This window comes from Ureibacillus sp. FSL K6-0165 (genome assembly GCF_038004285.1).
Classification (GTDB): Bacteria; Bacillota; Bacilli; order Bacillales_A; family Planococcaceae; genus Ureibacillus; species Ureibacillus thermosphaericus.
This window is the reverse complement of record NZ_JBBOQS010000002.1, coordinates 35,383-60,174: the sequence shown is the minus strand read 5'-3', so window position 1 is coordinate 60,174 and position 24,792 is coordinate 35,383. Positions and strand designations below refer to the sequence as shown.

The window sequence follows — 24,792 nt, the reverse complement described above, 5'->3', positions numbered from 1 at the left end:
AACTCCTTTTCAATCATTAATATTGAGGCATGAATAAACTTGCTTGCATGTTTGCTTTATTGATAGCTTGCTCCATCGCAGTGAATTGTTTCCAGTAGCGTTGTTCAATCGTAATAAGCTTGTCTTTCCAAGTTTTGATACGAGACTCGATATCAGTTAAAGTTTTACCAAGAGTATACTGATTCGCAGTCATTGTAGTACGGCCAGCTTTTTTCTCGATTTTATTTTTGATATTTGTCATTTCCTCGCGGAGTTTTTGTAAGTATCCACGAGTATCAACTGTTTTTTCAAAGCCATTTTCAATGATAGTATCGTCTTTTTTACCATAATTTGTGAATAGCGCTGCCACAGCATCCGGATCTTCCTCTAAAGCTTTGCGAAGTTTGTTTTCATCGATTTCAATAGTACCACCATCATTGTAATTTTTAGAAGTAGTGATTCCGATGCTAAAGAGTGTATTATATTTTGGATTGGAAACTGCCGGATTTGATTCATACAATAATGCACGCATTTTAGAAATACCTTCTCGAATAATCGAGTCGCTGCGCAGTAGACCACTTTTAGCTTTTTCTTCCCAAAGTTCAATTTCTTTTTCATCCATTTCTTTTCTTTGGGCTTCAGTTAAAGGTGGGTAATCTCTATATTTTGATTCTTTAATTAAATCATTTAATTCTTTGATTAAACCATTATATGTGTTTACAAAATCTTTTATTTTAGAAATAATGTCATCCACGTTGGTTGTAGATGTAATCGATACCGGACTTGTTGTTGGCGCACCTATTAAAGCATCTTCATCTATATCATCACCATTTAATATACCGGCATTTTGTGCATCTTCTTTTGCAGTATCAAAAGTATTTTGTGCATTCGTTAAACGAGTTTGAGCAGCATTTAATTCAGAATTTGCTTTAACATAATTACTTCTAATAATGTTTTGTTCCGCTAAATTTTTAAAATTGTTTAATTGTTCCTCTGTTAAACTATCTAATGCTTTTATTTGATTTTCAGTTAGCTTCTCTAGTTTATTGCGCAAAGTTTCATCGGTAATGGATGAAATTGCATCTTCTTGAGTAAAATCGATATTGCTAATTGTTTCAATTTCAGAGGCAGATAAATTATTAAAGAACGAATCACCAAGAGCGCTATATTTTGTTTTCAAATCATCTGCTTGAGCTTTTTGGTGATAAATCTCTAACGTACTTGGCGAAGTGGATAGTAATTTCGTTAAATCATCTTTAGATAGAGATTTAAGCACCTTTTTAACTTCATCGCTAAATTCAGGGTTATTATCAATATTCTCATGAATTGTCGTTAAGTCGTCATTACTATCATAAGCAAAGTTTTGGATAGCGGCAATTGCTGCTGCATCAAAATCTTTTAACTTTGTACCATAAACTTGATAATTTGCATGTAATCTATAATCTACTAATTCTTGTTCAGATAAATCAGCTAAAATTTGAATCTTATCATCAGATAGAGCTTTTAGGTTCGTATAATCACTTGCTTCGATTGCTGTTTTTAAATCATCTTTATTTTCTAAAATGAAATTAATTTCATCATCCGATAATTTTCTCCAAAATGCACTTCCGAGTTTATTAAAGAGTTCTTGTTCTGAAAGAGTTAGTGTATTTCCAAAAGCAACTTTATATGCATTGTTATGCGCAGTCGTATAACTCGGTGTTTCTGTAGCACCAACACCATAATAAGCATCTTTGGCATTATTATACTGATTAGTTTTATTTGTTAAGTTAATACCAGCTAATTCCAATTCTTTTTGAGCTGCAATATATTTTTCAGCGATTGTTTGAACACTATTGAAAGTGGACTTTAACGTAACGTTATAGCCAGAAATGCTAAATGAGTTGGATGCTCTTTCTGTAGCTATACCATTAACTTGAAAAATGGCATTTTTACCGTTATCAGCTAAATTTGTTGTGTCAGCAAATTGAAATGCTGCAAAAACTTCTTGACCAGAGTCAACAACAATTTCTGCTCCACCTTTTACATCACCAGTGTTTTTTGCAGTTATAGAAAGCCGTCCATTTTCGAACACGGCACTAACACCTGCAGCACTGCTATTAATCTTGCTGACGAATTGATCAATTGTCATATTTTCTGTAAATTCTATTCTTGTAGCTTTAGCAGCTAATGTACCGTCCTTTTGAATGGCACGAATTTCTATATAATTTTGACTTACTGTAACACCACTGTTCGCAAATAAATCTCCTAATGTTGTTGTACCAATCCCATTTACTTGCCCGCCTACTGCACGAGCAGCCGAAGCTAATTGAGAAACCCCTTCAATTGTCAAAGTTCCTGCAGCTGAACCAGTTGCAGTAGCTTCGACTAAACTAGAATTTGAGGAAGTGGCTGTTTTCGTATTGAAACTTTTTAGCAATAAATTATCCGCAATATAAGTATCAAAAGTTTGTAATTTTTTATTCACATTGCGATAGGCATCGCGAGTCCATTCGTAAATTTGTTTCTGTTGTTGTAATTTATCAAGTGGGATGCGCTCTGCTTGCATTAGTTTTTCAACTAGCGCATCTATATCCATACCAGAAGCTAATCCACCGATACGAAGTTGTGACATATAAAAACCTCCCTAATATGTTCCCGTTAAATTTTTTCGTCTACAATCATTCCAACAAGTTTTTGCATTTCATAGAAAGCATCAAGCAATTTTTTTGGCGGAATTTCTTTTATTACTTCTTCGGTATCCTGATCAATTACCGTGATGTAGTAGCGTTCCAAACCTTCATGATAAACAAATCTAGAACTTCTATGATTGATTTCTAAAAATTCATTCATCGATTTTACTGCTTGTTTTATTTTTTCTTTTGTAGATTCTTCGTTACCGATTATATTATTATCAATAACCAATGACTCATTGCTTCCGTGCTTATTGATTTTATCATCTGATGCATTTTCAACAGCTTTAACAACTGTTGAAGTATCTATAGCTGGTTGTGAAGAAATGCGCATAAGTACTCCTCCTTGATTAACCGAGCAAAAAGTTTATTTACTAATAGTTATATCGGATTGATTGAGCAAAATTTATACTAATTTCCATAAATGCACGATTATAAAATTAAAAATAAAGAGCAGAAATCCCCAACAAACCATGGAAATTTCTGCTGTATTTTTTCTATATTCGATGATTGTATATACTGCTAATAATAAAAATTATTATTTATAAAATTCGAAGCAATCGAAAATTGTTAAGAATGTTTTTAATTCCAACTCATCAAATTCTATACATAGATTTTGATTATAATAATTCGAATCATTTGTTACATTTTCTAGTAGAATAATATTGTCTGTTATTACTCCTTCATCTTCAATTTCTAATAAATAGTCGCATAACCCGTTGGACCTAATAAATTTATCCAAAAAAATATTGTTTTTTATGGATCTTCTTTTTGCAACAAATGAACACCCTATTAAATCAAAAAAATTCACTTCATCTTTATTTAAGTATTTTATTTCTTTTTCAAATAGATTATCATTTAATCTTATTTTACTAACTTGTACAAGTTTGGCTTTTAAAGTTTGAAAGTCGAAAATCACTTTAATCTTTGTATTTTCTTCATAACTTGCACTTAAGTACCATTGATAAATAAGAAATTCTTTGTCCCATAATTCCTTTTTTTCTATTACTTCAACTAGAAACTTTTCCTCTTTTTCTACAACTTTCATTTTTCCACCTTAAACAAATGTTCATTAACAAAATCATTAATGATCCACTGATTACCATCCGATTCATCATTTTCATGAATTACTGTAAAAATAAAGTCTGCATTGGATTCAAAACTATTCTTATTCTCAGGTCTTAATTGATTAACTAATAATTCAACATGACCAAATTTTAATGATAATTCATTTCTACATTCTTCAACATCGTATGTAATTTTCTTATTTGTTTCATTAAATACGTAAGTCATCATCAAATTTGTATTTTTAGGCAAATAAACATCAATTGGAAAACCACAAATTAAATCTAAATATAATTCAGTCAAATCAATGTTAAAAATTTTAGAAATAAAAGTTTTAAAATAAATCCCTCCACCAACACCGATATCCATTTCAATTAAGTTTATCTTATTTTCCTCAACGATAATGTCATATTTAATGATAGAGTTAACTATATTCATTTCTTTTATTAATTTGTTAGCATGTTCTACTATTCTTTTATAATTTAAACTATCTTTGCAAAAATACAATTTCCCTAAAAAAAATGTATTTTTAAAATTCTCTCTTTTCAGCGGTGCTAATAATTTTATTTCACTATTTTGGACAATTAATAATACACGATATTCCTGGCCGAAACTTACTTCCTGCACAACATTAGAAGCTTGAACCTCATTGTTTAAAATTTTATTTTTTAAATTTTTTCCTTCAATAAATAATACATCAGCTGATCCTCTTCCAATTGAAGGCTTTAAAACATAAAGTGTTTCATCGTTTAATAATTCTAAATTCTTATTAATATCATTAATAGTATAGGTTTTAATTTGAGAAAGCCCAAATTTTAAATATAATTGTTGCTGTTTTTCTTTTTCCATTCCGATGATTAAGTCATTAGGAACTTTTGTAGGTAAATTATAAAGATTCGTAATTTTTAACAATGTTTTAATAGCCCTTCCTCCAGCATAAGAACCAGCAGCTATAATATTTTCATCCAAAGCATTTAACCAATTGATTGCTTCATCAAAATTAGAAGTATCTATTTCTTCAAAATAATCACTAAGCTCTATTGCTTCACTATTATTTTTCCCTTTTCCAAACGAGGCAACTTTAATTCCTCTTTTTTTCGCTGCTTTAATAAAAGGTAATTGGTTAGTACCAGCGCCGACAGAAACTAAAACACTGTTTGAATAATTTTGTTTAATTTCTTTCATTAAAAATCTCCTTTGTGTCTTCCCGGTTATATAAGTCGAATTGAATCCAATCTTGAAGGCTATTTAAATTAAATTTATTATTAAAGGTCATTGGACTCTTATTATGTTTTTGATCCAAAAGTAACCCTTCAGACCAAAAATATTTTGCTTTTATAGGGTTATTTAGATTAATATCAATATCTAAAATTGACCATTCTTTTAAGAATATTTCAAAGAAATTATAACTTGCATCCACAAATAGTTGAGATGGCCCCCACAATCTTGGATTCGCCTCAATCATAATAAACTCATTTTGTCTCAACCGTAATTCAACCATTACCAAGCCAAAAAACTTTTTACTCAAAAAAAGTTTCTCATAATCCGATGATATTTTATTTTTATGGAAATCTGAAATTTCGGCTGCAATTATCGACTTGCCACCATATTGTTGTAAATAGTTTTCCTGAGATAATTTATAAACCTGTCCGTCTTTTGTGAAATAGTAAAGTAAATATATGCTTCTGCCTTCGACATACTCTTGATAATAAAATGCATTTAATGGATACTTTTTAATAAAATTAACAAAATCACTTTCATTCTCAATAATAACTGGGGAGTAAATCTTTCCATCATTAGTTTCATACTTTTTAGGTTTTGCAACGAATACATTCTCAAAGGTTTTAGGAAATTCAATATGAGAAGGTACTTTTAACCCTTGTTCTAAACAGCACTTTGTAAAATTTTCTTTATCGGAAATATCAATATACAAATTTTCATCAACTAGTGGTATTATTGCACCGACTTCTTCAAACATTTTCCTATATTTTAATAAAAATCTATTGATTGCCTCAGAACTAGGAATGATGACAATTTCTTCTAATTTATTTTTATTTAAAATATCCTTAATAATAGTAATAGTTAAATCAATATCTAATTTTAAACTTTCCCTAGTGTAAACAATTTTATCTTTATATTTTGTTTTAAATAATTCATCATCTTTTGACTTGGCTATAATAAAGTAATTTTCAAACTTATTTTTTTCTAATGTCCGCAAAAACGCTAATATCGCTCTTGGATTAAATCCAGAAAATAGTAATACTCCTTTTTTATTACTCATAATAATCCCCACTTAATATTGTTTGCGCAACCAATTTTCCTTAATATATTTGAACATACAATTAAATGTTTTTCTTTAAATAATAATCAATAGTTTGAACTAATCCTTTATACCAATTTGTTCTCGGAATCCACATTAGTTCATTTTTTAATTTACTTGAATCGATAGCATATCTATAATCATGCCCTGCTCGATCATCTACAAAAGATATTAAAGATTTAAATGACTTTATGCCAAAGGCTTGTAATTTATCAAATGCTGCTTTATCTAAAATTTCACATATAGTGTCAACAATTTCGATATTTGTTTTTTCATTATTTCCGCCAACTAAATATAACTCTCCTGCTTTTCCTTGATGATAGACGACATCAATTGCTGTACAATGATCCTCTACAAATAACCAGTCTCTCACATTCAACCCATTCCCATATATAGGAATTAATTCTCCCGCTAAAGCTTTTCTAATTATCGTTGGAATTAATTTTTCATCATGCTGCCTTGGGCCGAAATTATTGGAACAATTTGTTATTACAACATTCATTCCATATGTACGAAAATAACTTCTGACTAACATATCAGAAGCAGCTTTACTAGCGGAATATGGGCTATTTGGAGCATACGGACTTTCTTCATTAAAATATCCTTCATCGCCTAAGGAACCGAATACTTCATCTGTTGATATATGGTGAAATCGAGCATTTTTAAATTCGTTTTTTACTTTTCCTGGTGAATCCATCCAATATTTTCGTGCTACATCAAGAACGGTAAATGTTCCGTTCACATTCGTTTCTACAAAAGCACCAGGATTTTTTATTGAGTTGTCCACATGGGATTCGGCAGCAAAATGGAAAACTCCTTGAAATTGATATTTTTGAAATAAATGCTCAATTAATTCTCGATCACATACGTTCCCTTTTACAAACTCGTAATTTGGATGATTTTCAACTTCCGTTAAGTTTTCTAGTTTTCCCGCATATGTTAATAAATCTAAGTTAACTATTTTATATTCGGGATACTTATTTAACATATAAATAATAAAATTCGATCCAATAAATCCTGCTCCCCCTGTTACGAGTAAATTCATATTTTTCACTACCTTTCAATTGCAGAGTTAACTATAGATGCAATTTTTTGAACATCCTCCATAGCCAAATCTGCATATAATGGCAAACAAAGAACCCGCTTCGAAATATCTTCAGATATCGGACAATTATGTTTAGATTGAATATACGGTAAGTTATTTAATGAAGGATGAAAATATCTTCTTGATTGAATACTATTGGCTTGTAATAACTCTTTAACTTTTAATAACAATTCTTCACTTTCAAAAAGGATTGGAAAATATGCATAGTTATACTCTACTTCATTACCAATTTTTAAAACTTGAAGGCTAGGATTTAACAAATTATTGTACATTTCACTTAACTTTTTCCGCTTTATTAAATTTAAATCTATGTATTCTAAATTACATATCCCCATTGCCGCATGGAACTCTGAATTTTTCCCATTAATTCCTTCTACTATCGGTATATTATCTTGTTGACCAAAATTTTTTAATTGCACTATAAACATATCAATATCTGGTCCAACATTATTTACAATTCCGCCGCCTTCAATTGTATGAAAAACTTTAGTAGCATGAAAACTTAAAGTAGACAGATCCCCATATTGTAAAATGGACTCTCCTTTATATTTCACTCCAAAAGCATGAGCAGCATCATAAATAACTTTTAAATTATATTTTTTTGCAATTCGATTAATAGTTTCAACATCGCAAGGGATTCCGTACACATGGGTTGCAAGAATAGCTGATGTTTTTTCTGTGATTGCCTCTTCTATTTTATCTGCATCTATACATAAAGTATCTGGACGGATGTCAACATAAACAGGAGTACATCCTTCCCATAAAATTGCTGTTGTTGTTGCTACGAAAGAAAAAGGCGTTGTAATAATTTCCCCAGATAAATCTAATGCTTTAATCGCTAGTTGTAATGCTATTGTGCCATTAGAAACATAGTGTAAAGAAGAAACATTTAAGTATTGTTTTAATTTCATTTCAAGTTCTTGTACCAGCGGACCATTATTTGTTAACCAAGCTCTTTCCCAAATGCCTTTAACTAAGTTTGTATACTTTTCTTGTGGAGGGAGGAACGGTTTGGTTACATTAATCATTTTTTATCGTCCTTTTTGATTAAACTTAATACATATTGGTCGTAAGAATTCTTAGGAGGACTTGTTATTTCTGGCACATCAATCCATCCATTGTTCATTGCGATTTCTTCTAAACAAGCAATCATATACCCTTGCCTTTTTTGCACCGTTTCAACAAATTGGCTTGCTTCTAGAAGACTTTCAAAAGTACCGGTATCTAACCATGCAAAACCGCGGCCCAGTAATCGAACTTGGAGTTTTTTACGTTTTAAATATTCATTATTAATATCTGTTATTTCAATTTCACCTCTAGCGGAAGGTTTTAAATTTTTTGCTATTTGAATGACATCGTTATCATAAAAGTACAATCCAGTTACTGCATAATTAGATTTTGGAATACTTGGCTTTTCTTCAATTGAAATAACGTTTTTATTTTCATCAAATTCGACTACACCAAATCTTGAAGGATCTTTTACTTGATAACCAAATATAATAGACCCTTCTTTTAAAGTAATTGCTTTTTTTAAAATAGGTGTAAAACCTTGTCCAAAAAATATATTGTCCCCTAATATTAAACAAACAGAATCATTTCCTATAAAATCTTCCCCAATGATGAATGCATCTGCGAGCCCTCTTGGTTTTTCTTGAACTTTATAAGTTATCTCCATTCCTAAACTTTTACCGCTTCCAAACAGACTCTGGAATGACTGTAAATCCTTTGGAGAGGTAATAATCAATACTTCCCGAATTCCAGCTAACATCAATACTGAAAGTGGGTAATAAATCATCGGTTTATCGTATATTGGTAAGAGTTGTTTAGAAATACCTCTTGTAATAGGATATAATCTTGTTCCACTACCGCCAGCTAAAATAATCCCTTTCACTGTTTCACCCCAAAAATTATGTATTGATTAAATAACATTTCTATATAAATCAACTAACGACGACATATATTTTTCATAGCTGAAATTATTAGTTGCGATTTCTCTACCTAACTCAATCATCCTATTGTATTTTTCTTTATTTTGAATAATTTCTTTAATTGTTTCAGAAATATGATTAATACTATTTAAGTTATAAAAAAGAGAAGATTGTTTTATATTTGGATGATTCGTTGTTAAATCTTCCATTTCATTCGAACAAAGCAATGTTGAATTAAAAAGGGAATTACTAATTCTTTCATGTGTAGTTTTAAAAAATGGTGTAACATTAAGTGCCACTTTACTCTGTGCAATAATGTTGATGCAATCTAAATACGATACAGATGGTTTTATAATCACATTAGGATATTTACTAAAGTATTGATGGGCATCACCATTTGAAAAAATCCACATTTCCAATCCTGTTTCAGCAAACTCTTGCAAAATGATTATTCTAGTGAAATTTCGATAAAAACTATCAATTATTGGAAACAAAGTACGACTAATGTTAATAATCTCAGATTCAGGTAGAGGTAGATTTTCCTTTAGGAAATTTTCAAAATAAATTTCAATGGATTCCTCTAGTAATTGTAATTCTGTGCTCAATTTGTTAATAATTACTTGAATAAATTGATTTACCAAATTATAAAGATTTTCACTTTTCTCTCGTAATTCATCAACTTTTTTATAAGGATCCATAATAGAACCAAAAAATACCATTGGAAAAATTTTATTATCGAATGGTATGTTAAACCTTTCAGTTGATGGACTGATGTTTAATATTGAGTAACGATTAACATTTAATTTTTCAAATGCACTTACATAAATCTGTTGCGGGGCAATTGTGAATACTGTTTTTGCATTTGGATTTTTCAATGCTCTTTCCCCAACATGATAGTACGGATGATCTCCCAATCTAACGATATGAGGAATATTAGTATACTCATGATGAGTAATTCCATCATAGAGATAACAAATCGGATTATTGGATATAGTAAAATCTGGTTTAAAAGTTTTAACTATTTCTAAATACTCTTGAGCAGAAACAATATTCAAATTACAGATTATATTTTCTATTCCGTAAGAACTCATTGCTTTTGAAAAAAAGGTTGTCGTTGTATTCAAAACGTCATATTGACTATTCCCTTGTAATAAAATGGCTTTCATATAATAACTCCTTGTATATTAAAGTAGAAAAACAATACCGAAACTTAGTAAGTTCATTATTGGCACTTATATAGCATTTACTTTTGACCAATTCCAAACTTCGTAATGTTAATAGATATTCTTTATACATGGTTTAATAAATAAAAAAGGTGATGGATTCAAAAATCTCATCACCTTCATAAATTACCGGAATATATAAAAGGTAACGGGTTTAATTATCCAAACAAAACTGAATTACAATTAAGAATTATAAGATTTGCTCCCATGTAATCGCAGTTCCCTTACTAATATTCTTTTTTGAAATATTCCCTAATATTTGTTCATAGTATTTTGGTTCAATTCCATATCCTGGTCTAACAATTCGAATATTATCTTTCGTAAATGGTTCACCTGCTTTAATATCTCTAGATGCATATATAGAGCGTCTAAATTTTAATGAAGCTTTCTCTTTATCCGTGATACCATACGTTACCTTTCCTAGTGCCAACCATGCTCTTTCCGTTTCCTCAACTAGTGCTTTCATTTCATCCGGTTCCAAAGAAAAAGCAGAATCGACGCCACCATCCGCACGTGATAAAGTAAAATGTTTTTCAATGACGGTTGCACCTAATGCAACACTTGCAACAGCTACACCAATTCCCATTGTATGATCCGATAGACCAACTTGAACATCATCAAACAATTGTTTCATATGTGGAATTGTTAAGATATTTGTATTTTCAGGTGAAGCCGGATAAGTACTTGTACATTTGAGTAATACTAAATCTTTACATCCAGCTTCTTTTACAGTTCGAACTAACTCATCTAGTTCTGCTAACGTCGCCATCCCTGTAGAAACTATCATTGGTTTTCCTGTTGAGGCAACCTTTTTAATTAATGGTAAATGGTTATTTTCAAATGAAGCAATTTTATATAATGGGGCGTCCAATTCTTCTAAAAAATCAACCGCGGTTTCATCAAAGGGGGTACTAAACGCAATCAATCCAAGCTCTTTCGCTCGATCAAAAATTGGTTTATGCCATTCCCAAGGTGTATAAGCTTCATTATATAATTCGTATAATGACTTTCCCTTCCATAAACTCTCATTATCTTGAATCATGAAGTCTTTGGTTTCTACATTTAAAGTCAGTGTATCTGCAGTGTATGTTTGTATTTTTATAGCATGTGCTCCAGATTTAGCAGCAGCTTCAACTATTTCGAGTGCTCTTTCAAGAGATTGATTATGGTTACCTGACATTTCAGCAATTATAAATGGTTTTGTCGTATTATGAAGTAATGACGTATCAAAATTCATTTTATTTCCTCATTTCTTTTAATTTTGATACTGGAGTATCCCAACCATCAACTAATAAATGTTCAAATTCTTTAATATCTTTTTTAAAATGGATAGATCCTTCCTCTAAATTCTGAGGAGTTGAATTACATTTTCCTAGTCTAATTTCTGGCCATTTTTCAATAAAGAGAGCTTCAATTTCTTTCGATAATACGTCATAACTTTCTCGTAAAGTAATATCCCCAGAAAAATTAATTTCTTTTTGAGCAATGATTGGGCCAGTATCTATACCCTCATCTATATAATGGATCGTTACTCCTTTTTTTGTATTTTCTAGGAAACTCCAAAAGTTTGGATCTGCTCCTCTATTCCAAGGAAGAAATGAAATATGTAAATTTATGATTTTGTTCTTCATATAATCAATAATATCTTTTCCAATGATATGCCGATATCCATAACTAACAATAAAATCAAAGTCTTTTACAAAGTCTTTAGAAATTTTTTCTTCAGTTTGTATCACTTCATCAGAAAAACTCTCTAAAAATGTAATCATATGTTGTCTATTAGGGCCTAAATATAAAATTTTCATAATAAGACTCCCGGTTTACATAAAAGTTTCTATTTTATTTCTTTGTGTTAAAAGTAAATCTGTTTTTAATAGTAAATACTGTAATTGATTATGTAAAACGTGTCGATCCACTTTATCATAATGCCCCAGATAAGTTATTAATCCTTTCTTATGTAAAGCGTTGGCAATTTCAATTTGATTTTCTGCTACTGAAATTACAATTGATGGTAACAATAAATACATTCTTTCCCATGTTGTTGCTCCACCAGCTCCAATAGCCAAATCAGCTTTAAGCATCAATTCTGAAATGTTATTAATTTGGCAATAATAACTTGTACCCTTTATAGATTTACAGAGTTCCTTAATTTTTTCTTTGTTAGGATTCGATTTCCCAACTACTACATCTACCATCAATTCAAATTTTTCAATTAGTGGTTTTATCGCTTGTAATACTTTTTCGGTTTCATTTGTCGGGTCACTTCCACCAAAAAAGATAAATAATCTCTCTACTTTTCCATTAAAAGGTTTTACTTTTTTTCGTGCTAATTTAAATTCTTCACGAAGTAAGGCATATTTTGGTCCGAGCAATAACTTTGTATGTTTTGGAACTAATCCTTCATAACGACTATTCATATCTAAATAAAAATTTTGATCTAATAATAAGTCACAATCATGTTTACGATTCGCCAAATCATCAATTACCATAATTTCTTTTGTATATGGACGAATCTTCTTTTCCCACTTTTCCTCTATTGAGTAATGATCAATAACGACTTGTTTAACTACATATTTTTTTAAAATTTGGATTGTCTGTTCAGCATCTGTCTCCCAAAATTTTTCCGTGTACTCCCATAAAGGCTGTTTTACTTCAGGTAATGCAAATACTTTAAATCCATTCTCTTCTATTAATTCAATGCAATCGCCGTTTTTTCTTCTACATATAAACGCTATTTTATTCCCTCTATTTTTTTGTTGGTGTGCGTATGTCAAACATCTCATTACATGACCTGTGCCTATTTCTACTGAAGCATCCACTCTTATAAAGATGTACATTCCATCACCTAAATTTTCTTTTGTTCAATATGTGCATTAATGTTAAACCAACTAGGATTACGCTCCATTAACTCAATTACATCGAACATTGTAAAATATGGATTTTTAAAATATAAGTGCTCAAGGATTAATTTTATTAACTCAAAATCTTCTTGAGTATCTACTGTCCATCTATATTTACTATAATCAACGCTGTTGCATACTGTTCCAATGTTAAACTTATCCTTATTCATATAAATGTATGGAGTAACATGTTCGCGATCTCTCTCTAAATAGGCATGATGAAAAGCTTCTTTTAATGCACTATAAGAGAAAACTTCAACGTCTAAACCTCTTGGGTATGTACGTTTTATTGTATTTGAAACATAATCATATTTTTTTGAATCTAAAAAATATTGAATCGTTTTATCTACTATTTCAGGGTCTATTATTGGACAATCTGAAGTTATACGAACGATAATGTCTGCATGAAAATTAACGGCTGTTTCATAATATCGTTCCAAAACATTTAATTCTGATCCTCTATAATATGAAACACCAAAATTTTTGCAAAACGTTTCAATAACATTATCTTGTTCTTCAATCGTTGTAGCTATCACTATTTCATCAATCAATCGTGACGCTTTCAAACGTTGTAATTGATATAAAAGCAAAGGTTTTCCTTTAACCTCTTTCATAATCTTCCCTGGTAATCTTGTTGATCCCATTCTTGCTTGAACTATTGCCACGATTTTCATTTTTTCACCTTCGAAATAACACTTTTTACCGATTGAATTACATCCGTTACATCATCATCAGTCATTTTTGGAAAGAGTGGTAACGTTATAATTCTTTCATACAATTTCTCAGCCTTTGGTAAACTTCCCTTTTTATAACCTAGTTTTTCATAATAGGACAAGGTGTGTACAGGTATATAATGGACATTAACACCTATTTTTAAATTTAATAATTCTTCGAAAACTTCTTTCCTAGAAGCATTTAACTTTTCTAGTCTTAATTGAATAATATAAAGATGCCAACTAGAATCAGAAAATTCATGTTGATAAGGTGTAATGATCTCGCTAACTTGTGAAAATTCTTCATTATATCTATTCACAATTTCTTTTCTTCGCTTAATAAAACTATCTAATTTCTTCATTTGGCTTATCCCAAGTGCTGCTTGTATATCCGTCATGCGATAATTGAATCCAAGAAACTGCATATCATAATACCAAGGACCATCATTTTTCTCTAATAGCTTTGTGTTACGTGTAATTCCATGAGCACGGAATTGAAGAAGTTTTTCGTAATATTGTTCATTATTTGTTGTAATAATTCCGCCTTCACCAGTTGTAATATGTTTTACTGGATGAAAGCTAAACATAGTCATATCGCTAATTGAACCGATTTTTTTTCCTTTATATGTAGCCCCAAGTGCATGAGCAGCATCTTCAATCACAATTAAATTATGTTTTTTAGCAATTGCATGAATGGCATCTAAATCCACCGGTTGCCCTGTAAAATGTACTGGGATTATCGCTTTTGTTCTTTTAGTAATGTTTTTTTCAATTTCCTTAGGATCTATATTATATGTTTGCTCATCAATATCAGCGAATACAACATTTCCTCCAACATACCTCACACAATTAGCGCTTGCTGCAAAAGTAATTGGGGTTGTAATCACTTCATCCCCCTCACCAATACCTGCAACAAAACAAGCGCCATGTAAAGCAGCTGTACCGCTTGAAAATGCAACTGCATATTTTGCACCAACATATTTTGCAACAATATTTTCAAATTCCTGTATTTTAGGTCCCGTCGTTATAAAATCACTTTTTAATACATTTATTACTTCTTGAATATCCTCATTATCAATCCACTGATTTCCATAAGGTAAATATAATTCTCGCATATTTTTAATCTCCTAATAGAATATAGTCAATGACTACATTTCTTCCACTAACTCTTTTAACTCCTCAATTGTCAACCATTGCGAATTTGTGTCACTAGTATAAGCAAATCCATCTGGTAACGGTTTGCCGCCTGGAAGTGCTTCTGTTTTCCACCATGATAATTCAGGAAGAATAACATAATAATCATCAAATTCAACAGTATGTCGTGCGTCATCTTGTGTAATCATTGCTTCATGCAATTTTTCACCTGGACGAATACCAATAATTTCAATTTCACACTCAGGTGCAATTGCCTTTGCGAGATCAGTAACCTTCATACTAGGGATTTTCGGTACAAATATTTCTCCTCCCTGCATGCGCTTTAAATTATCTATAACAAATTGCACTCCTTGATCGAGTGTAATCCAAAATCGTGTCATCCGCTCGTCAGTAATAGGAATTGTCCCAGTGTGACGAATTTTTTTGAAAAAAGGAACTACGCTTCCGCGACTCCCCACTACATTTCCATATCGTACTACAGCAAAACGTGTTTTCTTTTCCCCTACATAAGCATTTGCAGCGACAAACAATTTATCTGAAGCTAGCTTAGTAGCTCCGTATAAATTAACAGGACTACAAGCCTTGTCGGTAGATAATGCTATAACTTTTTCTACTCCTCTATCTATTGCCGCTTCAATGATATTTTGTGCACCATGAATGTTTGTTTTGATCGCTTCAAATGGATTATATTCACAAGCATCCACATGTTTCATCGCTGCTGCATGAATGACAATATCCACACCATCAAAAGCACGATAAAGACGGTCTTTATCCCGAACGTCACCAATGAAAAATCTCAATCGTTCATCTTTAAACTCTTGTTTCATCTCATATTGCTTTAGTTCATCACGACTAAAAACAATTACTTTGGTTACTTTTGATTGTAATGCCTTAGAAACAAATTTCTTTCCAAAAGAACCTGTTCCTCCAGTTATTAATACCGTCTTGTTATCTAATATATGTGTCATTTTGTTTCAACCTTTCATTGTGTTACATATCTTGTAGCATTTTCAAAGAAATCTTTTATTTCATATTCAAATATATCCGCAACGATAATATAATCTTGAATTTCAAGCCCCTCATTGATTTCGTTTAAAAAATCATGAATTTTATCAATTTGTAAAGGATTGTTAATTCCCACTGAACGAAGCTTCTCATTCACTTCACATAACCAATTTACACCTTCTGAAAAATATAAAATTAACTTTAAAGCTTCTTCTATATTATTGTTTCGCAAATATTCTGCAATGCTAATACAACCTTCAGAAATTTTATTTAAATATCCATTATAACTTTCCATTACTTCTAATATTTCTGTATTCATCTATTTCTTTCTCCTTCTATTTTTAAATGTTCACATAAATTTTCTATATATTGTTGAGTAATTTCGATTGCCTCTAAGTATCCATTGTAAAGAGCTCTGTTTTGTTCAACAACACGACTATATGCTTCTTGAGGTGTCTCATTGTTTTTAGGAGTATAATTTTTTAATATGGCGATATTTAGAGGGCCCATTATTACTTGTAAACTAGTTTTATTTCGTTTCTCTTCAATTTCTTTATCATTTCTATCCATCTTTTTCAAAATATTCTCAGAAAAGTGAGTATTATATTTGTTAGATGATATTAAACTCAAATTTTCTACTACTAAACGTTTTATTTTTTTTAAAATTTCCAGTTCATTATTAAATAATTGAATGATCTCATTATTATTTACTTCTATGATTTCCTTCTTGTAGGATTCGGTAGAAATATGGTCTGTTACAAATGTTTCAATAAATTGTTTAAAAGGAATTTGTTTAAAGTGATGTATTTTCGCTCCGCCTTCTGTACAGTTAAATATATTTTCGTTGACAGGAATGGTTTTAATTAATCTTTCAAATGATTCTTTCATAGCTAAAAACGCACTATCTGTTAACACTTTATCTCCATAATATCCCTCTGTATAGAACATTCCTCTTTTAATAATATCTTCTTCAGTAATCATTTTAAAATGTTTATTATTTTCAGCGTGAGATTTATTATCCGTATATGCTAAGTCTTGACCAATTAATGCGATTGGACCACTAGAAATATAATTTGCAATGGTAAAGGCATAGTTTGCCACCGATTCGCCACCATAGATTCCTTCCACTTTTGTATGAACGATGTTATTTAAATGGGACGCTAATGCTTTTTCATTTTTTTGAACAAAATAAAAAGCATCATTATAAAAACTTTCTCGAATTTTATAATGATTGAACATGCTATATATTAGTTTAGCATGCTTCAGTTTTAAGTCCTTAAAATGATTATAATTAACCTCTTGGCTATCAATTGATACTACATAATCCGGTTCGATATTTTCTTTTAGCAATGTGTTTACAGTAGATCCAGAAGCAATTAATAGCACTTTATCCCTTATTTTTTTTAATAACGGAATCTGTTTAGTAAGAGATGGGCCGCCTGAGGCAATTACAACGGGTGAATTCGTATATTTATGAAGTACATGAATAGAATGGTCATGAATTGCATTTTTTATATTATATAAATAGTTTCGTTGCCATTCGTGAGCCATTTTATTTATTGAATTTATATTAATTCTATTAATAGAGACTCTTTCTTTTAATTTAATTAGTAATTCTTTATATAAATTTTGGAATATTTTATCATAATTGGGAGAACAGATAATATGTACATTGTTTAGAACAAACATTTGGGAATTCTTATTAACTTCCTCAGCTATTTCATCAATAGAATTTGATTGTATAAAAACAATACCTTCCTTGTCTAATCCACTATTTGTTAATATTGGTTCAATAACAATCAAATTCTCATTTGATTTAAATTCATTTAATAAGGCTTCTACAAAATAACCTTTTCCATAACCAAACAGTATATGTACATGACCCGGTCTATAGTTTTTTTTAGCAAATTCATTCGCTTCTCTTATAGGATCATATTTACTATGTAAAAAGTAACCATTTACTTTCATCGTTTCGATGCCTGTTTTCCCTTTTACATATTCAATTTGCACGTCTGTCATTATTTACACCTCTCTACTTAATATATCGGTAACTAATTATATTTCATAAATAAAAAAACTCGCATTCCAAAGAAATGCGAGTTTTTTATTTACTTCATTATTATTGTAATAATTGAAGTACACCTTGTGGTTGTTGGTTAGCTTGAGCTAACATAGATTGAGCTGCTTGTAATAAGATGTTATTCTTAGTGAATTCCATCATTTCTTTCGCCATGTCTGTATCGCGGATACGAGATTCAGCAGCTGTTAAGTTTTCAGAAGCAGCACCTAAGTTGTTGATTGTGTGCTCTAAACGGTTTTGTACCGCACCAAGTGCAGAACGTTGTGTAGAAACTCTTTCAATAGCAGCGTCAATAGATACGATTGCATCACTTGCTCCGCCACCAGATGAAATAGAGATAGAAGCAACTCCTAATGAAGATGTACCCATATCATCAATTGCTAAGCTCATAGTTTGACCTTCGTTAGCACCAATTTGGAAAGTTAAAGCGCCAGAACCAGCAAGGTCACCGTTTAATAATTTTTGAGTGTTGAACTCAGTAGTATCAGCAATACGATCGATTTCTTCGATTAATTGTGCAATCTCATCTTGTAAGAATTTACGGTCTAATTCTACGTTTGTGTCGTTACGAGATTGTACAGCTAGTTCACGCATACGTTGTAAGATAGCGTGAGTTTCGTTAAGAGCACCTTCAGCTGTTTGGATTAAAGAAATTGAGTCTTGAGCGTTTTTAGATGCCATGTCAAGACCACGAACTTGAGCGCGCATTTTTTCAGAGATTGCTAAACCTGCAGCGTCATCTCCAGCGCGGTTGATTTTGTAACCTGAAGATAATTTCTCAAGGTTTTTAGCTGCTTGAGAGTTATTGAATGTTAGGTTACGGTGAGTGTTTAAAGCTGAAATATTGTGTTGAATTCTCATTATGAATTCCTCCTTGAAATTGTTATTAATTCATCCACATCCGTGTGGAAAATTTCGACTCAAGTCTAGTTATGTATTTCTCGAGCCTTACACTTTATATATCGTAATGAAATTAAATTGTTTAATAGTTTTTGAAAAAATTTTCTAGCCTTTTATTCTGAAATTTTTAATTTAAAAAAGCCACCACATCTTGTGATGGCCAATTCTGAATTATTTTCTATTCGTTAGTTTGTGAATTATATTTGTATCAATATTTAATGCTGCTTTGTTTTGCTCTTGAATGGCTTCAAACACTTCACTTCGGTGGACTTTTACGGATTTTGGTGCAACTATACCTAATTTTACTTGTTCTCCTTCAATTGCTAATACTTTTATTTCAATATGATCTCCAATGATGATTGACTCGTTTGTTTTTCTCGATAAAACTAACATCACTTTACACTTCCTTTTAGTTCAGCGATAGGAAAGCGTAAAGGATAAGCTTGATTGTCTTGCAATACAATTTGTTTTCCACATTTTTTTACGCTATTAATTACAATTGGAGCAAGTAAATTTAGGGTTGATTCTTCAAAAGGTTCTTTTAATGTTACAATCGAATAAGCAATTACATCTTCCTCTTTTTCAACTTGTAACTCTTTTCTATCTACTTCACTAATATCAAATGCATAATCTTTTTTAAAGGCAAAAGGATACGCAACAACAAAACCTATTTGCGATTCTTCAATGGATTGAAATATCGCCAATGGACTATCCTTATCTAAAGGAAGTAATACATATTTCGTATATTCTTCCAATCCTAAAAGTCCGCTCGTTAACGTGATAACTTCTTCTTCCTGTATTTCAACTTCACCTAAAAACTTTGTGTGAATTTGCATTTTTCTTCTCCTATCTATAAGATGACATCGATTTCAACTCTTGGGTATTGTAGTACTTCACCCGTTACTTTCCCAGGTGTATATTCATGAATTGGTTTATTCACTTGCACATCGATTTTCGGTTTTTGTGGTGTAATATTTATTTCCGTTTCACCAGGGATATAATCAATTTTTACAGAGCCTACAGACGGGACAAATTTTACATTGAATGGTACTCGTTTTGGTCCATGGTTCTGCTTCGCAATATTTTGAATTGTTTGACGTCCTAAGTCTTTCCCGGCATTCTTCATCATTTGTCGCCCTTCTCTAGCTCTTCTTGCGATCCCTTCCAGCACGGCCTTTTTTCCTTCTTTGGCATAATTTTCAACCGATTCTAATGGACCAATCATTCCAATGTCACGTCGAGCTTGAGATGAATCGATTATCAATTGTCCACGTGTAGTGTTTATTTCTAAAATAGCAGCAGGTTGTTCAATATGCTGTGTGGCTTTTGGTTGACGAATAATTTGAACAGGATCATGAATTTGTAAATCCAGGATGATATCGTATGTACGAATTTGAATTTGGGGAAACTTCATTTAAATCACCTTCATTTCAAGAAAAGCGTTTGAACAAATTGTCCAAACGCCTAATTTTATTTTAGTTTATATTTCAATGAAGTTATCTTGTAGTAACTAACCTGCAACAATTATCGAATAAAATCGACTAGAGTTTGTTGAATAATCTTTGCTCCGACAGAAAGAGCTGCTTGGTGAATCGATTCCGCTGTCACCATTTCCGTTATAGCTTTTGCATAGTCAACATCTTCATTTTCAGATAATCGTTTTGTAATATTAATCCCATGTTTTGATAAACGGTGCGTCATCATTTCTACTCTGTTTTGACGAGCCCCGACATCAGAGCGTTCAGCTAATACATTTTCGTATAATTTATCTAGCGCCGGTATTGTTCCGGTGCCATCATTCAATTCCATTCCAAGAGCTTCAGTGATTTGCGAACCTGACGCTCCACTATCTAAAAGATTATAGACTTGAGCCATAAAATCATCTATATCTTTAAATAGCACTTCTCCTGTTATATTCACATTTAACGTAATGCCATCAAATACTTCAATAATAACATCTTCTGAATTTATGTTATCACCATTATATTGACCATCTGTATTGAATATAGGAGAATGAGTTTTTGTACCTGAGAATATATATTTATCCGCTACTTTCGTATTTGCTATATCTTTCAATTGTTGACGGATTTGGTTAATTTCAACTTTAATTTTATCCCGATCCTCTTTTGTATTCGTGTCATTGGCAGCTTGAACAATAAGTTCCTTAACTCTCTGCAAGGCGGATCCTACTTGATCAAGTGCATCATCAGTAGTATCTAACCAAGTATTTACCATCAACATATTGCGAGTAAACTGTTCCGCTTTATTTAAGTCTGTTCGATAGCTCATACCTCGAACCGCTGAAACGGGATCATCAGATAAACGCACAAATTTTTTGCCAGAAGTAATTTGTTCTTGTAATTTCCCCATTTTCGAATAACTATTGCTTAAGTTTCGAAGCATGTTATTTGATAACATGGATTGTGTTACGCGCATATTCTTGCTCCTTTCCACTGCGATTAAAGGACGTTAAACGATTACAATCCTACTCTACCCATACCATTAATAATTTTATCTAAAGTTTCATCGATGACTGTAATCATGCGAGCGCTAGCGTTATATGCTTGTTGGAAACGAATCATATCCGTCATCTCCTCGTCGAGAGAAACAGAGCTCATCGAAGCACGGTTATTTTCAACTGTTAGTCGAATCGTTTCTGAGTTTGTTTTAAGCAAATTCGCTTTCTGACCATCGACTCCAAGTTGTCCAACGAGTCCTTGATAGAAGGATTGGAAAGTTGCACCATCTAAATCTATATCTGGAGATAATGTTAATGTTACCTGGATTGCCTCAGTACCTACCTCAGCTCCATTTGCCATTGGCATCGATTGCAAATTTGCTAAAATAAGCGCCCATTTACCGTTTCCTTCTTCATCTACGACATCCGATGCAGCTAATAAATTAGGGTTATTAATAATTTCATCTCGTACTTTCACTTGCCCTGTTGCATCTCTTTCAAAGAATGTAATACCAGTTGTGGAAGGTTGATCATCAGTACCTAACGTATATCCTGCTTCGTGTACAGTATTAAAAACTTCTATGAACGCATCAGCTAACTTCTTTAAATTACTCAACATTTCTGGGTAATAGCCTTTTTCAGTTTCATACCCATATGAATCAATTAAAGATACTAGCTTACCTTTAAACTCTTCAAATTCACCCTTTTGAACGGTTGTTACATTACCATTTGCTTCTACAATTTCTAAGTGTTGGAACAGGTAGTATGTGTCACTTGTTCCAATGTTATCGACAACCCCATCAACTTCAGTACCATTTGTATCAATTGCTTTTAGAGTGGCAGCATTTCTACCATCAACTAATACAATTTCTATCGGTTTACCACTAGCATCTTTTTTACCAGTATTTAAAGTAATTTTTAAACTTCCTTCCGCTACTTTCGATGCATTCCCTCCAGAAGGAATTCGCTCAATGGAAACTGGTAAATATTCATTTAATTTATCCACTAATAAATCTCGTTGGTCATATAAATCATTTGGCACGTAGCCGTTTGGTTCAACCGCTTGAATTTGTCGGTTAATGTCGGCGATTTGTTCTAATATAGAATTGATGTCTGCAACCGAAACTTTAATTTCGTTTCCTAAGTTTCCTTGAATTTGCTTTAACTGTGTCTCAATATAATTGAAAGAATCTGCTAAATGCACTGCCCTTTGAATCGCTACTTTCCGAGCAGCTGTATCTTCCGGGTTTGTACTTACATCTTGAAGGGCGCTCCAAAACATGCGAAATGCTTCATCCAATCCATACTCAGAAGGTTCTGACATAATATCTTCCATTTGAGCAATCGCTTTTGCTTTCGAATCCCAATATCCAAGTTTGTTCGTTTCTTGACGATATTGGCGATCAATAAATTCATCTCGAATTCGCTGTACAGAACCTGCTTTAACACCTGTCCCAATAAATCCAGCAGTTTTTGGTGCATTTAACCCCATACCTGGATATCCTAAAGTCGGCTCCATATTTACCCTCTGACGAGAATAACCAACCGTATTCGCATTCGCAATATTATGTCCTGTTGTATAGAGAGCGCTTTGTTGAGTAAAAATACCACGCTTACTTGTTTCTAACCCCATAAATGTGGAGCGCATATAGACTCCTCCTTACCTAAAATATGTATTCAAGATTTTGGAAGGGGCCAAGTGTCCCCTCCTCCATACAATCGATCCTCTATGCTTGCGAATCAAACAGCGACTGACGGGGAGCATTTCCACCGCGCACCGTTTTTTCAGAATAGTTAATTTCTTCAGGCTGCGGTCGCAACATATTCAATGTCACATTCACTAATTGCAGTGAATTGTAAATAAGCTGTTGATTCAAATCATTTTGTTTTTTTAAATCATCAATTACTTTCAATAATCGATTTCGTACATCGGATAGTTGTTGGCTTTCTTCCTCGTCCTCAATTACTTCCAATAACTCAGCAACTGATGGAGGAGAGGATACTTTAATGCCTTTTAACTGAAAAAATTCCACAACCTTCTTTTGACGCAGCTGTTCTAATTGTTCGATCGCAGCCACATGTGATTGTTCAACTTTTAACATTTTATCCAGTTCTTCCATGTCATTGTTTTTCACAAGTTCCGTCTTCTTATAAGCATGTTCAAGTAAACTCTTATGCATTTTTTCAAGCTTCTCTAAAATTGAAATAATCGGTTGAACTGACATGGTTTTGAACTCCTTTAAATAAATTCCTTTTGATCTCAAGAAATCTTTTCATCGAGCTTGCTTAATATAAGCTCATTGAAAAAATTTCTTTTATCTCGATGATTTTGTTTTGAGTCATCTTAACGGAGACGGTAATATTTCAACATATCCTCAGCCACTTTCTGAGCATCGACTTTATATTGACCTGATTGGATTTCCTTTTTTAATTTTTGGATTTTTTCCGCACGCTCTTGACTATAATCGGACACTACCTGCATTTCTTTTGCTGCATCTGAAATTTCTATTCTATCTGCAAAAGCATTTTTTGCTTTTACAGTATTCACATTTCGCTGTTGTTTCGTATAAGGATTTACTGAATTCGTATTGATTGGATTGATTTTCACAAGTTAGCCCCCCTTCATAACCTGTCTAGTTATTATTTCGGTTTGTTCACGAAAATGTTAAATGAGTTAAATAAAAAAACTCACATCTGCTTTACACCATTATTTAGTATAACAACAATGGCGACGTGAGCAAATTGTGAGCCGTTTATTATTATTTTTTATTTTTTTCCTTATCAGCTAGATAAGTAAGACGTTCACTTTTTTCAATACTTTCTCTAAATTCTTTCGCCGCTTCAAAAGTACGCAAATCTGATTTTAATTCAGTAACGCAACTTTCACATAGCTTCCCTTTTTTCGTTAAACGTCCACAGTTATCGCATGGATAGCCTAAGTTTGGAAAAACTGCTGGATGAAGGCGCCCTTTACGTACCCATTTAAACAATAATTCCTTATCTACTCCTGTTGCCTCTACTATTCGATCCACTGTCGCAGCACGGTTTTCTCGTTTTCTTAAAAAACGATAAACAATTTGATACATTTCTTCTTCTTTTTGAGAACATTTATAACAAACATCTCTAATGCCTGTATAGTTAAAAAATTCACCACAACTCGGACAATTTCGGATCTCTGCCAAAACTAGCCCCCCTATCAATAAAGAAGATTGACTAAAATATCCACGTCGTATTAAAACCATTATACAACAATATAGTAAATTGTCATATTTTGATAAAAAAATACTAT

At 32.0% G+C, this 24,792-nt stretch carries 26 protein-coding genes; all 26 read right to left on the bottom strand.

Annotated features, from left to right (window positions below):
* Positions 1–16: 16 nt before the first annotated feature.
* On the bottom strand, positions 17–2,593 hold the full coding sequence (gene fliD / locus NST00_RS13970; protein ID WP_340710228.1) for a flagellar filament capping protein FliD: 2,577 nt from the start codon (positions 2,591–2,593) through the stop codon (positions 17–19).
* Positions 2,594–2,619: 26 nt separating this feature from the next.
* Positions 2,620–2,985, bottom strand: a complete 366-nt coding sequence (locus NST00_RS13965) for a flagellar protein FlaG (RefSeq protein WP_339289073.1) — start codon at positions 2,983–2,985, stop codon at positions 2,620–2,622.
* A 204-nt stretch (positions 2,986–3,189) separates the two neighbouring features.
* Positions 3,190–3,699 (bottom strand): hypothetical protein, encoded by a 510-nt coding sequence (locus NST00_RS13960; protein WP_016838004.1) that lies wholly within the window; start codon positions 3,697–3,699, stop codon positions 3,190–3,192.
* Positions 3,696–4,901 (bottom strand): ATP-grasp domain-containing protein, encoded by a 1,206-nt coding sequence (locus NST00_RS13955; RefSeq protein WP_016838003.1) that lies wholly within the window; start codon positions 4,899–4,901, stop codon positions 3,696–3,698. Before NST00_RS13955 ends, NST00_RS13960 begins: the two co-directional genes overlap by 4 nt.
* Entirely contained in the window at positions 4,888–5,997 is a 1,110-nt protein-coding gene (locus NST00_RS13950) for a hypothetical protein (protein ID WP_016838002.1), read from the bottom strand. Before NST00_RS13950 ends, NST00_RS13955 begins: the two co-directional genes overlap by 14 nt.
* Positions 5,998–6,058: 61 nt before the next feature.
* Positions 6,059–7,081, bottom strand: coding sequence for a dTDP-glucose 4,6-dehydratase (gene rfbB / locus NST00_RS13945; protein WP_016838001.1), 1,023 nt, complete (start codon positions 7,079–7,081; stop codon positions 6,059–6,061).
* Positions 7,082–7,089: 8 nt separating this feature from the next.
* The gene (locus tag NST00_RS13940) at positions 7,090–8,169 is read right to left on the bottom strand and encodes a DegT/DnrJ/EryC1/StrS family aminotransferase (protein ID WP_340710226.1); all 1,080 of its coding nucleotides are present in this window, start codon (positions 8,167–8,169) and stop codon (positions 7,090–7,092) included.
* Positions 8,166–9,032, bottom strand: a complete 867-nt coding sequence (rfbA, locus tag NST00_RS13935) for a glucose-1-phosphate thymidylyltransferase RfbA (protein WP_339289076.1) — start codon at positions 9,030–9,032, stop codon at positions 8,166–8,168. The genes NST00_RS13940 and rfbA overlap by 4 nt, the downstream gene beginning before the upstream one ends.
* 27 nt (positions 9,033–9,059) lie before the next feature.
* Entirely contained in the window at positions 9,060–10,235 is a 1,176-nt protein-coding gene (locus NST00_RS13930; protein ID WP_340710224.1) for a glycosyltransferase, read from the bottom strand.
* Positions 10,236–10,482: 247 nt separating this feature from the next.
* Complete coding sequence (gene pseI / locus NST00_RS13925; protein WP_016837997.1) at positions 10,483–11,529, bottom strand: pseudaminic acid synthase; 1,047 nt, start codon at positions 11,527–11,529, stop codon at positions 10,483–10,485.
* 1 nt (position 11,530) lies between these two features.
* Positions 11,531–12,097: a formyltransferase family protein gene (locus NST00_RS13920; RefSeq protein ID WP_016837996.1), complete on the bottom strand. Its 567-nt coding sequence runs from the start codon at positions 12,095–12,097 to the stop codon at positions 11,531–11,533.
* 15 nt (positions 12,098–12,112) lie between these two features.
* Positions 12,113–13,129 (bottom strand): UDP-2,4-diacetamido-2,4,6-trideoxy-beta-L-altropyranose hydrolase, encoded by a 1,017-nt coding sequence (pseG, locus tag NST00_RS13915; RefSeq protein ID WP_016837995.1) that lies wholly within the window; start codon positions 13,127–13,129, stop codon positions 12,113–12,115.
* An 8-nt stretch (positions 13,130–13,137) separates the two neighbouring features.
* The gene (locus NST00_RS13910; protein WP_016837994.1) at positions 13,138–13,866 is read right to left on the bottom strand and encodes a cytidylyltransferase domain-containing protein; all 729 of its coding nucleotides are present in this window, start codon (positions 13,864–13,866) and stop codon (positions 13,138–13,140) included.
* A complete protein-coding gene (pseC, locus tag NST00_RS13905) occupies positions 13,863–15,020 on the bottom strand; it encodes a UDP-4-amino-4,6-dideoxy-N-acetyl-beta-L-altrosamine transaminase (RefSeq protein ID WP_340710222.1) in 1,158 nt (385 codons plus the stop codon). Before pseC ends, NST00_RS13910 begins: the two co-directional genes overlap by 4 nt.
* A gap of 33 nt (positions 15,021–15,053) precedes the next feature.
* Complete coding sequence (pseB, locus tag NST00_RS13900; RefSeq protein ID WP_016837992.1) at positions 15,054–16,028, bottom strand: UDP-N-acetylglucosamine 4,6-dehydratase (inverting); 975 nt, start codon at positions 16,026–16,028, stop codon at positions 15,054–15,056.
* Positions 16,029–16,042: 14 nt separating this feature from the next.
* The gene (locus NST00_RS13895; RefSeq protein ID WP_339289081.1) at positions 16,043–16,384 is read right to left on the bottom strand and encodes a hypothetical protein; all 342 of its coding nucleotides are present in this window, start codon (positions 16,382–16,384) and stop codon (positions 16,043–16,045) included.
* A complete protein-coding gene (locus NST00_RS13890; protein ID WP_340710221.1) occupies positions 16,381–18,084 on the bottom strand; it encodes a motility associated factor glycosyltransferase family protein in 1,704 nt (567 codons plus the stop codon). Before NST00_RS13890 ends, NST00_RS13895 begins: the two co-directional genes overlap by 4 nt.
* 100 nt (positions 18,085–18,184) lie before the next feature.
* Positions 18,185–19,006 (bottom strand): flagellin N-terminal helical domain-containing protein, encoded by an 822-nt coding sequence (locus NST00_RS13885; protein ID WP_340710219.1) that lies wholly within the window; start codon positions 19,004–19,006, stop codon positions 18,185–18,187.
* A gap of 210 nt (positions 19,007–19,216) precedes the next feature.
* Positions 19,217–19,438: a carbon storage regulator CsrA gene (gene csrA, locus NST00_RS13880; RefSeq protein WP_016837988.1), complete on the bottom strand. Its 222-nt coding sequence runs from the start codon at positions 19,436–19,438 to the stop codon at positions 19,217–19,219.
* Positions 19,438–19,881: a flagellar assembly protein FliW gene (gene fliW / locus NST00_RS13875; RefSeq protein WP_339289085.1), complete on the bottom strand. Its 444-nt coding sequence runs from the start codon at positions 19,879–19,881 to the stop codon at positions 19,438–19,440. The genes csrA and fliW overlap by 1 nt, the downstream gene beginning before the upstream one ends.
* A gap of 14 nt (positions 19,882–19,895) precedes the next feature.
* The gene (locus NST00_RS13870) at positions 19,896–20,459 is read right to left on the bottom strand and encodes a DUF6470 family protein (protein WP_016837986.1); all 564 of its coding nucleotides are present in this window, start codon (positions 20,457–20,459) and stop codon (positions 19,896–19,898) included.
* A gap of 110 nt (positions 20,460–20,569) precedes the next feature.
* On the bottom strand, positions 20,570–21,481 hold the full coding sequence (flgL, locus tag NST00_RS13865) for a flagellar hook-associated protein FlgL (RefSeq protein ID WP_016837985.1): 912 nt from the start codon (positions 21,479–21,481) through the stop codon (positions 20,570–20,572).
* Between the two features lie 41 nt (positions 21,482–21,522).
* Positions 21,523–23,151, bottom strand: a complete 1,629-nt coding sequence (gene flgK, locus NST00_RS13860) for a flagellar hook-associated protein FlgK (RefSeq protein WP_016837984.1) — start codon at positions 23,149–23,151, stop codon at positions 21,523–21,525.
* 79 nt (positions 23,152–23,230) lie between these two features.
* Complete coding sequence (locus NST00_RS13855) at positions 23,231–23,728, bottom strand: flagellar protein FlgN (RefSeq protein ID WP_016837983.1); 498 nt, start codon at positions 23,726–23,728, stop codon at positions 23,231–23,233.
* 119 nt (positions 23,729–23,847) lie between these two features.
* Entirely contained in the window at positions 23,848–24,111 is a 264-nt protein-coding gene (gene flgM / locus NST00_RS13850) for a flagellar biosynthesis anti-sigma factor FlgM (protein WP_016837982.1), read from the bottom strand.
* Between the two features lie 151 nt (positions 24,112–24,262).
* Positions 24,263–24,685 (bottom strand): TIGR03826 family flagellar region protein, encoded by a 423-nt coding sequence (locus NST00_RS13845; RefSeq protein ID WP_016837981.1) that lies wholly within the window; start codon positions 24,683–24,685, stop codon positions 24,263–24,265.
* Positions 24,686–24,792 lie beyond the last annotated feature (107 nt).

Excerpts from the sequence above, each read along its gene's own strand:
- pseG (WP_016837995.1), bottom strand. The coding sequence starts at position 13,129 with ATGTACATCTTTATAAGAGTGGATGCTTCAGTAGAAATAGGCACAGGT.
- NST00_RS13965 (WP_339289073.1), bottom strand. The coding sequence starts at position 2,985 with ATGCGCATTTCTTCACAACCAGCTATAGATACTTCAACAGTTGTTAAA.
- fliW (WP_339289085.1), bottom strand. The coding sequence starts at position 19,881 with ATGCAAATTCACACAAAGTTTTTAGGTGAAGTTGAAATACAGGAAGAA.
- NST00_RS13910 (WP_016837994.1), bottom strand. The coding sequence starts at position 13,866 with ATGAAAATCGTGGCAATAGTTCAAGCAAGAATGGGATCAACAAGATTA.
- NST00_RS13955 (WP_016838003.1), bottom strand. The coding sequence starts at position 4,901 with ATGAAAGAAATTAAACAAAATTATTCAAACAGTGTTTTAGTTTCTGTC.
- pseC (WP_340710222.1), bottom strand. The coding sequence starts at position 15,020 with ATGCGAGAATTATATTTACCTTATGGAAATCAGTGGATTGATAATGAG.
- flgL (WP_016837985.1), bottom strand. The coding sequence starts at position 21,481 with ATGCGCGTAACACAATCCATGTTATCAAATAACATGCTTCGAAACTTA.
- fliD (WP_340710228.1), bottom strand. The coding sequence starts at position 2,593 with ATGTCACAACTTCGTATCGGTGGATTAGCTTCTGGTATGGATATAGAT.
- NST00_RS13855 (WP_016837983.1), bottom strand. The coding sequence starts at position 23,728 with ATGTCAGTTCAACCGATTATTTCAATTTTAGAGAAGCTTGAAAAAATG.
- rfbB (WP_016838001.1), bottom strand. The coding sequence starts at position 7,081 with ATGAATTTACTCGTAACAGGGGGAGCAGGATTTATTGGATCGAATTTT.
- NST00_RS13885 (WP_340710219.1), bottom strand. The coding sequence starts at position 19,006 with ATGAGAATTCAACACAATATTTCAGCTTTAAACACTCACCGTAACCTA.
- NST00_RS13950 (WP_016838002.1), bottom strand. The coding sequence starts at position 5,997 with ATGAGTAATAAAAAAGGAGTATTACTATTTTCTGGATTTAATCCAAGA.
- NST00_RS13920 (WP_016837996.1), bottom strand. The coding sequence starts at position 12,097 with ATGAAAATTTTATATTTAGGCCCTAATAGACAACATATGATTACATTT.
- NST00_RS13930 (WP_340710224.1), bottom strand. The coding sequence starts at position 10,235 with ATGAAAGCCATTTTATTACAAGGGAATAGTCAATATGACGTTTTGAAT.
- pseB (WP_016837992.1), bottom strand. The coding sequence starts at position 16,028 with ATGACACATATATTAGATAACAAGACGGTATTAATAACTGGAGGAACA.
- NST00_RS13870 (WP_016837986.1), bottom strand. The coding sequence starts at position 20,459 with ATGAAGTTTCCCCAAATTCAAATTCGTACATACGATATCATCCTGGAT.
- NST00_RS13895 (WP_339289081.1), bottom strand. The coding sequence starts at position 16,384 with ATGAATACAGAAATATTAGAAGTAATGGAAAGTTATAATGGATATTTA.
- NST00_RS13960 (WP_016838004.1), bottom strand. The coding sequence starts at position 3,699 with ATGAAAGTTGTAGAAAAAGAGGAAAAGTTTCTAGTTGAAGTAATAGAA.
- flgK (WP_016837984.1), bottom strand. The coding sequence starts at position 23,151 with ATGCGCTCCACATTTATGGGGTTAGAAACAAGTAAGCGTGGTATTTTT.
- pseI (WP_016837997.1), bottom strand. The coding sequence starts at position 11,529 with ATGAATTTTGATACGTCATTACTTCATAATACGACAAAACCATTTATA.
- csrA (WP_016837988.1), bottom strand. The coding sequence starts at position 19,438 with ATGTTAGTTTTATCGAGAAAAACAAACGAGTCAATCATCATTGGAGAT.
- NST00_RS13890 (WP_340710221.1), bottom strand. The coding sequence starts at position 18,084 with ATGACAGACGTGCAAATTGAATATGTAAAAGGGAAAACAGGCATCGAA.
- NST00_RS13940 (WP_340710226.1), bottom strand. The coding sequence starts at position 8,169 with ATGATTAATGTAACCAAACCGTTCCTCCCTCCACAAGAAAAGTATACA.